Below are 8,199 nucleotides of genomic sequence, written 5' to 3' on the forward strand. Positions count from 1 at the left end.
GCCCCACCCACCGCCCACCGCCCCCTTCTCCCGCAGTCGGCCCTCCCGGCCCGTGGTGTTACCGTCCGCCGGTGACCTCTCTGCTGCAACCACCGCTGATCACCCGGCTGCTGGCCGCCGAACGCATCCTGATTGCCGGCGCCGGCGGCGGATTCGACGTGTACGCCGGGTTGCCCCTCGCCCTCGCCCTGCGCGCCGCGGGCAAGGAGGTCCACCTGGCCAACCTCTCCTTCACCCACCTCTACGGTCTGCCCGCCGAGGTCTGGGCGGAGCCCGACGTGGCCATGATCCGGCCGGACACCGCCGCCCCCGAGGGCTACTTCCCGGAGCGCACCCTGGCCCGCTGGCTGCAGCTGCACGGGATGCCCGACACGGTGTGGGCCTTCCCGAAGGAGGGCGTGCAGCCGCTGCGCGACGCCTACCGCGCGCTCGTCGCCCGGCTGGGCGTCGACGCCGTCCTGCTGGTGGACGGCGGCACCGACATCCTGATGCGCGGCGACGAGGCCGGACTCGGCACCCCGGAGGAGGACATGGCCAGCCTGGCCGCGGTGGCCGGCCTCACCGAGGTGCCCGAACGGCTGGTCGCCTGCCTGGGCTTCGGCGTCGACGCCCACCACGGCGTCAACCACACCCTGGTGCTGGAGAACCTCGCCGCGCTGGACCGGGCCGGCGGCTACCTCGGCGCCTTCTCCATCCCGCGCGACAGCCGGGAGGCGGTGCTCTACCTGGACGCCGTCGAGCACGCCCGCGCGGCCTTCCCGGAGCACCCCAGCATCGTCAACGGCTCGGTGGCGGCCGCCCTGCGGGGCGAGTTCGGCGACGTCCGGTTCACCGAGCGGACCAAGGACAGCGAGCTGTTCGTCAATCCGCTGATGGCGATGTACTTCGGTGTCACGGTCGAGGCGCTGGCCGCCGAGAACCGCTACCTGGACCGGCTGGAGCGCACCGTGGTGATGCGTCAGATCGCCACCGCCATCGCGGAGTTCCAGGACGAGCTGCCTCGGCAGCGGCCGCCCCGCCAGTTCCCGCACTGACGGCGGCGGGGAGCCGCTTCGCGGGTCCGGGGCGGCCCCAGGGCGGCCCCAGGGCGGGCCGCTCAGAGGGTGGCGAGCCGGAACTCCAGGTTCCCGAAGCGCACCTCGTCGCCCGGCCGGACCCGGACGCCGCCCGCGATCCGGCGCCCGTTGACGTGCGTGCCGTTGGTCGAGCCGAGGTCGTACAGCGTCCAGCCGCCGTTCTCGTGCCGCAGTTCGGCGTGGTTCCGCGAGACGGAGGCGTCGTGCAGCCGCAGCCCGGAGCCGGGGATCCGGCCGATCGTCAACAGCCCGGCACCGGCCTCCGGCAGGCTCAGCCCGGGCAGCCGCTCGGTGCGCCAGGCCCGGCTCATCCGGTCGCCGAAGGCGGAGACCCGGCCGACCGCGCGCAGCACGAAGCGCTCGACCGGCCCGCCGGTCGGCAGCCCGGCCACCGCCGCCTCCAACTCGCCACGGCTGTTGGCCTGCAGGACGATGTCCATCCGGCCGAGGAAGGTGTCGTGCGAGAGCCGCCCGCTGCCCGCGCCGTCCTTCAGCACCCCGAGCGCCTGGTCCCGTTCGGCGTCGGAGGGCCGGATCCGGCCGGTGGGTAGCTCAGGAGGCGTCATGGCCAAATTGTCGGCTCGGCCGGCTCGGGCTGTCCAGATCACGCCGCGCGCGGGCGCTCGGTTCGTACGTCACGGCAGTCCAGACGCCCCGTCCGGGCGGGCGGTTCCGTACGGTTCCCGCAGGCCAACGGGCCGTCAGTCTACGGGCCGTCAGGCCTTGCGGGCGGCGGCCAGGATCTTCTCCGTGGTGTGCAGGAACCGGGAGGTGACCGACCCCTGGTAGGCCTTGCCGAACAGGTCCTTGGTGACCCACTTGCCGTCCTGGAGGTGGATCACGACGTACGCGGCCCCCGCGTCGGCCCCGAGCACCTCGACGTCGCCCTTCGGTGAGCGGTAGGGGAGGGCGAGCGAGGCCGGCAGCGGCTCGGAGAGGAAGGCGACGACCAGCCGGACGTCCGGCGTCACCTCGACGCCCCGGAACGGCTCGGCGGCGAGCAGCCCGGCCACCTCGTCCACCGTCCGCAGCATCACCGGCACCGGGTAGCCGAGCGCACGCTCCAGGTGCTCCTCGATCCGCCCGGTCAGCGCGGCCCGCGCCGGCCCGGCGCCGGGCCGGTCGGCGGGCCGGTCGGTGGGCTCGTCCGTGGTGAAGAAGACGTTGCCGCTCTGGATGTACGAGCGGACGTTCCCCAGCCCCAGTTCGGCGAAGAGCGCCCGCAGCCGCTCCATCTTCACGGTGCGGCCGCCGACGTTGATCGCCCGCAGGAACGCGATGTAGGTGGTCGTGGTGGTCACGCCGCCAGTGTGGCACCGCCGTACGTCAGCAGGGCCTCCGTGCGACGGCGGGCACCTCCGTACGACGGCCGGAGCCTCCGTACGACGGCCGGGGCCTCCGTACGACGGCGGCCGTCGGCGCCGGGTGCCACACTGGCGCCATGGCTACCTGGCAGGACTTCGAGCAGGCGGCTCCGGATCTGGCGCCCCTGGTACGGGCCCGGTTCGAGGCCAACAAGCACCACGTCCTCGCGACGCTGCGCAAGGACGGTTCGCCCCGGGTGAGCGGCACGGAGGTCGAGTTCGTCGGCGCCGACCTGTGGCTCGGGTCGATGTACGGGGCGGTCAAGGCGCGCGACCTCCAGCGCGACGCCCGGTTCGCCCTGCACGCGCACCCGGGGGACGAGACCATGGCCGGCGGGGACTCCAAGCTCTCCGGCCGGGCGGTCGAGATCACCGACGAGACCGAACTCGCCGCGTTCGCCGCCGACCTGCCCGAGCCGCCGCCCACCCCGTTCCACGCCTTCCGGCTGGACATCGACCAGGTCGTGCACACCGCCGTGGAGGGCGAGCACCTGCTGGTCCGCAACTGGCACCCGGGCCGGCCGGTGGAGACGATCCAGCTCCACTGACCGGCCCCGGGGCCGGACGCGCGCTACGACGGACACGCCCTACGGCAGAACCGACTTCACAGCCTCGGGAGTGCGGGCCACGACGGCGTGCCCGTCCTCCGCGGTGATGATCGGGCGCTGGATCAGGATGGGGTGCTCGGCCATCGCCGCGATCCAGCGGGCACGCTCGCCCTCCTCCCGGGGCCAGCCCTTCATCCCCAGGTCCTTCGCGGTCTGCTCGTCGATGCGGGTGATGTCCCACGGCTCCAGGCCCAGGCGCTCCAACACCTGCTCCAGCTCGGCCGCGGTCGGCGGGTCCTCCAAGTAGCGCCGCACGGTGTACTCGACGCCGGCGGCGTTCAGCTCGCCGAGCGCCGACCGGCACTTGCCGCAGCGCGGGTTGATCCAGATCTCCATACCGCCCACCCTACCGAGCGGTCGGCACCCGGCCGGGCCGCGGACCGCACCCGCCCCCCGCCGCGAACCGCGCCGTACGGGAACTCCGCCGTGCCCGCCGGTGGTTCACGAACCAGGAAGCGTGACCGTGATCTCGGGAGGGGAGCACCGCATGGACGGCGCGGCGATCATCGAGCAGTTGATGACCACGGAGGTCAGGGCCGACCCGTACCCGCTCTACGCGAGGGCGCTGGAGCTGGGCCCGGTGGCACCGGGCGGGGACGGGATGTTCGTGGCGAGCGGCTACGCGGCGGTCAACAAGGTGCTGCGCACGCCCGCCTTCGGCGTCGCCACCGCCGAGATGATGGCGGGCCTGGAGCCGGAGTTCATCGCGCACTCCTCGCTCGCCCTCTTCGGCCGCTCGATCCTCCAGCGCAACGCCCCCGACCAGCCCCGGGTGCGCTCCCTGATCGCCTCGGTGTTCACCCCGCGCCGGGTCGCCGCGCTGCGCCCGGCGGTGGAGAGGGCGGTCGGTGAGCTGCTGGACGGGATGGCCGAGCAGGGCGCGGACGGTTCGCCGGTGGACTTCATGGACGCCTTCGCCTTCCGCCTCCCGGTCGGGGTGATCTGCGAGCTGCTCGGCGTCCCCGAGCAGGACCGCTACCGCTTCCGGGGCCTCGCCTCCGACCTGACCGTCGCCCTGGAGATCCTCGCGGACCTCGACGAACTGACCGCGGCCGACCGCGCCGCGGACGAGCTGTCCGACTACTTCACCGAGCTGGCCGCCGAACGGCTGGCCCGGCCGCAGGACGACCTGGTCAGCGACCTGGCCCGGATCGCCGCCGAGGACGGCGAGCGGCTGTCCGCCCAGGAACTGCTGGCCAACCTGGTGCTGCTGCTGGTCGCCGGCTTCGAGACCACCACCAACCTGCTCGGCAACGGCCTCGCCCTGCTGTTCCGCCACCCCGAGGCGGCCGCCGGGCTGCGCAACGGTGCGATCACCCCGGCCGGCTTCACCGACGAGGTGCTGCGCTTCGACTCCCCGGTGCAGGCCACCGGGCGGGTGGCGCTGGCGGACGGCCTGGAGATCGACGGGCTGCCGATCCCGGCCGGCAGCGGCGTGACGCTGCTGATCGGCGCGGCCAACCACGACCCGGCCCGGTACCGGCGCCCCGAGGTGTTCGACCCGACCCGCACCGACAGCCAGCCGCTCAGCTTCGGCGGCGGCCCGCACTTCTGCCTGGGCTCCCAGCTGGCGCGCCTGGAGGCCGAGGTCGCGGTGCCCGCCCTGCTGGACCGCTTCCCTCGGCTCGCCCCGGGTGGCGTCCCCACCCGGCGGGACCGGCTGGTCCTGCGCGGCTTCGAGACGCTACCGGTGACCGTGCGCTGAGCGTGCCGTCCGCCCGTGCGGCGCGGTGCCGTGCCGCGTGGTGACCGTCCGCCGACCGGCCCCCGACCGTCCGTGTCGGGGGCCGGCCCGGCCCGGCCGGTCCGCGTCGCCCGGCCCGGAGGACGGGACGTTCGGCCGTTCGTGGCTGGGCCCTTCGTGGGAGAGCATGGAGGGGCGAAACAGGTCATACCGGGACGATTCCCCCGGGATGGCCACCAGCCAGGAGGTCCCGCCGTGCCCACAGCACCCCGCCCGCCGCGCCCTGCCGCTCCGCAGCCCAGGGCGCCGCGCTGGGTCCTCTGGCTCCCGGTCGTCCTCCTCCTGCTGGACCTGATCACCGAGGCCGTCGTCCCGGACGCCGTCGCCGCCGGATTCCTGCTGACCGCGCTGCCCGTGGTGGTCGCGTTCAGCTACGGCCCGGTCGTGACGGCCGCCGCCACGGTCGGCTCCCTGGCGCTCCAGGTCGCCCTGGCCCTGCACGCGGGCCACATCAACGAGCAGCACCACGTCTGGGTCTACATCGCCACCCTGCTCTCCGGCGTGATGGGCACCGCCCTGTCCTGGCAGCGCACCCGGCAGAACCGCAACCTGCTGCAGGCGCGTACGGTCGCCGAGACCCTGCAGCGCACCGTGCTGCGGCCGGTGCCCGTGCGGGCCGGCGGGCTGCGGGTGGCCGGCCTCTACCGCTCGGCGCAGGCCGAGGTGCTGGTCGGCGGCGACCTGTACGAGGTGTGCGACACCCGCTTCGGCTTGCGGGTGCTGCTCGGGGACGTCCGGGGCAAGGGCCTCGGCGCGGTCCGCACCGTCGCCGACGTCCTCGGCGCCTTCCGGTCGGCCGCGTACGAGACCCCCGGGCTGGTCGAGCTGGCCGACCAGCTGGACCGCACGGTGCTGCGGGACGCCGCCGACCGGGGCGACGACGAACTGTTCGCCACCGCCGTCCTGCTGCAGTACCGGCCGGGCTCCGACTGCGTGGAGATCGTCAACCGCGGCCACACCACCCCGCTGCTGCTGTCGGGGGACGCGATCTCCCCGGTGTCCTGCGCGGACGACCTGCCGCTGGGCCTCGGCTACCTCGGGCCCGAGGAGCGTGGCAAGCCGACCGCCGTCGCGCTGCCGCCGGGCCACACCGTACTGCTCTACACCGACGGCGTCAGCGAGGCCCGTGACACCGGCGGCGCCTTCTACCCGCTCGCCCCGCGCCTCGCCGCCCTCGGCACCAGCGAGCCCGAGCGGCTGGTCTCCTTCCTGGCCCAGGACGTCCACCGCTACGCCGGCCTGCTCGCCGACGACCTCGCCGTCCTCGCCCTGACCCCGGACATCCCGTAGCGCCAGGGCCGGGGGCATCAAGCCCGGGCCCGTCGTGCTCTGGTGACCGTGTGTGCGCTATCTTCTGCCGTGAGCATTTTCCCCAGGCAACGACCAGGATCCTCGGGCAGCCGCAAACCCGGCAGAGGAGGCCGCCTCGCCGTCCTGGACGGTCTGCGCATCCTGGCCGCGCTGATGGTGGTCTTCCACCACTACATCGGATACGGCGGCGGCACCAAGCCGGACGACAGCGCCTGGGGCAAGCCGGTTCAACAGGTGTTCCACCGTGCCTCCGTGCCGGGTGCCTACATGTGGACCGGCATCTGCCTGTTCTTCGTCATCAGCGGCTTCGTGATCTGCATGAGCAGCTGGGGCCGCCCGGTGGGCGACTTCGTCCGCTCCCGCGTCATCCGGCTCTACCCGGCGTACTGGTTCGCCGTCCTGGCCAGCACCGCGGTCGTGACGATGTGGCCGATCGTGCGCCGCCCGCTCGCCTCGGAGCAGGTCCTCGCCAACCTCACGATGTTCCACGGGGGCCTGGGCATCCCGGACGTCGACGCCGTCTACTGGACGCTCTGGATCGAGCTGCGCTTCTACCTGCTCTTCGCCATCGTGGTGTGGCAGGGCGTGACCTACCGGCGGATCGTCGCCTTCTGCTCGATCTGGACGGTCGCGGGCATAGTGGCGACGAGCACCAAGTGGCCGGTGCTGGAGTTCTTCGCGATGTCGCAGGTCTCCTCCTTCTTCGTCGCCGGTCTCGCGCTCTACCTGGTCCACCGGTACGGCCCCAACCTGATGCTCTTCGGCATCGTCGGGATCAGCTGGATCCTCTCCGTCCTCTACACGATCCAGCACCAGCACGACGTGAACCCCTACCTCGGCCGGGCCGACCTGCCGGTCTGGCCGGCCGTCCTGCTGACCACGCTCTCCTATCTGGTGATCATCGTGGTGGCACTGGGCTGGGCCTCACGGATCCAGTGGCGCTGGCTCACCTTCGCCGGAGCGCTCACCTACCCGCTCTACCTCCTCCACGAGACCATGGGCTGGACGGCCCTGCGCGCCCTCTACGACCACGGCACCAAGCCCTGGGTCGCGGTGGGCATCGTCACCACCGGCATGCTGGTCGCCTCCTGGCTGGTCCACCGGCTCATCGAGAAGCCGCTGACACCCCTGCTCAAGCGCGGCATGACCGACAGCATCGACCAACTCCGCGCCGCCGAACCCCTGCCCCCGCAGCCCACCCCGGCCACCCCCGACCCCACCCCAGCCCTGCAAACCGTCCCCCCCACCCCGAGCCCGGACGCCCCATACCCGCCCTACCGCCCGGGCCCCTTCTGACCCGCCCCACCCCTTGTACGTGACAGGGCCCGACGCCACAACGGCGTCGGGCCCTGTCACGTACAAGGGGCGGCCGACCTGGCGGAATCAGACAGGTCGGCCGCACTCGGTTCTCCCGCCGGTGATCAGACCTGGTACCAGGAGCGGAAGGCTTCTCCCGGTGAGGGTTGGTCGATGGCCCAGGTGGCGCCTGCGGCGTCGGTAGTGGTGACGATCATGGCCCCGTTGTCGAAGAGCATGACGCGCGGGTCTCCGGCGAAGGTCATGCTCTGGTTGCCGAGGTAGGTGCCGGTGCTGAACCCGCTGGTGGGGCCGGTCTGACCGAACAGGGCGATGTGTCCGTCGGCCGTGCGGGCGACGATGTTGACGGTGCCGCCGGCTCCGGCGGACAGGACGATGCTGGTGGCGCCGCCGGTATTGCCGCTGAGGCTGATCCTGTACCACTCGCGAAACGCTGTCCCCGGGCCGGCCTGGTCGATGCCCCAGACGTCCCCGTTGACGTCGATGGCGGCCACGATCATGCCGCCGCTGGCGGCCGTGGTGACACTCGGGTCCCCGGCGAAGACGGGCGAGGTGGTGCCGAGGAAGGCCCCCTGGCTGAATCCGCTGGTCGGGCTGCTCTGGCCGAAGTAGCCGATGTGCCCGTTGGTGGTGCGGGCGAACAGGTTGACGGTGCCGCCCCCTGCGGGTGACAGCACGGATGGGCTTTACCCCGGTTTGTGGACACTTCTGAGAAGCGGATCTTGGGGTCCGTGGAGAGGATGTCCTCATGGGTACTGCGAGGTACTCGGGGGAGTTCA

General features: G+C 72.8%; 9 protein-coding genes. 5 read left to right on the top strand and 4 right to left on the bottom strand.

Annotated elements, in window-relative coordinates; genetic code table 11:
• The first annotated feature begins 71 nt into the window (after positions 1–71).
• Positions 72–1,034, top strand: a complete 963-nt coding sequence (locus tag OP86_RS31460) for a DUF1152 domain-containing protein (protein ID WP_030261053.1) — start codon at positions 72–74, stop codon at positions 1,032–1,034.
• Positions 1,035–1,096: 62 nt separating this feature from the next.
• On the opposite strand, the gene OP86_RS31465 is transcribed toward OP86_RS31460, so the two are convergent.
• Together OP86_RS31465 and OP86_RS31470 are read right to left on the bottom strand one after the other, a co-directional pair.
• Positions 1,097–1,642: an FHA domain-containing protein gene (locus OP86_RS31465; protein WP_030061931.1), complete on the bottom strand. Its 546-nt coding sequence runs from the start codon at positions 1,640–1,642 to the stop codon at positions 1,097–1,099.
• A gap of 150 nt (positions 1,643–1,792) precedes the next feature.
• Positions 1,793–2,377, bottom strand: a complete 585-nt coding sequence (locus OP86_RS31470; protein WP_030061932.1) for a DUF1697 domain-containing protein — start codon at positions 2,375–2,377, stop codon at positions 1,793–1,795.
• Positions 2,378–2,517: 140 nt separating this feature from the next.
• On the opposite strand from OP86_RS31470, the gene OP86_RS31475 reads away from it, so the two are divergent.
• Positions 2,518–2,988: a pyridoxamine 5'-phosphate oxidase family protein gene (locus OP86_RS31475; RefSeq protein ID WP_030061933.1), complete on the top strand. Its 471-nt coding sequence runs from the start codon at positions 2,518–2,520 to the stop codon at positions 2,986–2,988.
• A gap of 39 nt (positions 2,989–3,027) precedes the next feature.
• Here OP86_RS31475 and OP86_RS31480 read toward each other — a convergent pair whose 3' ends face one another.
• The gene (locus OP86_RS31480) at positions 3,028–3,384 is read right to left on the bottom strand and encodes an arsenate reductase family protein (RefSeq protein ID WP_030061934.1); all 357 of its coding nucleotides are present in this window, start codon (positions 3,382–3,384) and stop codon (positions 3,028–3,030) included.
• Between the two features lie 121 nt (positions 3,385–3,505).
• Here OP86_RS31480 and OP86_RS31485 point away from each other — a divergent pair, with 121 nt between their 5' ends.
• From OP86_RS31485 to OP86_RS31495, 3 genes are all read left to right on the top strand, one after another.
• A complete protein-coding gene (locus OP86_RS31485) occupies positions 3,506–4,753 on the top strand; it encodes a cytochrome P450 (RefSeq protein ID WP_245231846.1) in 1,248 nt (415 codons plus the stop codon).
• A gap of 234 nt (positions 4,754–4,987) precedes the next feature.
• The gene (locus OP86_RS31490) at positions 4,988–6,082 is read left to right on the top strand and encodes a PP2C family protein-serine/threonine phosphatase (RefSeq protein WP_051831098.1); all 1,095 of its coding nucleotides are present in this window, start codon (positions 4,988–4,990) and stop codon (positions 6,080–6,082) included.
• 69 nt (positions 6,083–6,151) lie between these two features.
• Positions 6,152–7,399: an acyltransferase family protein gene (locus tag OP86_RS31495; protein WP_157849896.1), complete on the top strand. Its 1,248-nt coding sequence runs from the start codon at positions 6,152–6,154 to the stop codon at positions 7,397–7,399.
• 125 nt (positions 7,400–7,524) lie between these two features.
• Here the strand turns inward: OP86_RS31495 and OP86_RS31500 are convergent, their stop codons facing one another.
• Positions 7,525–8,097, bottom strand: coding sequence for a PLL family lectin (locus tag OP86_RS31500; RefSeq protein WP_030061938.1), 573 nt, complete (start codon positions 8,095–8,097; stop codon positions 7,525–7,527).
• Between the last annotated feature and the right edge of the window lie 102 nt (positions 8,098–8,199).

The sequence above is a fragment of the Streptomyces novaecaesareae genome (assembly GCF_000716875.1).
GTDB lineage: Bacteria > Actinomycetota > Actinomycetes > Streptomycetales > Streptomycetaceae > Kitasatospora > Kitasatospora novaecaesareae.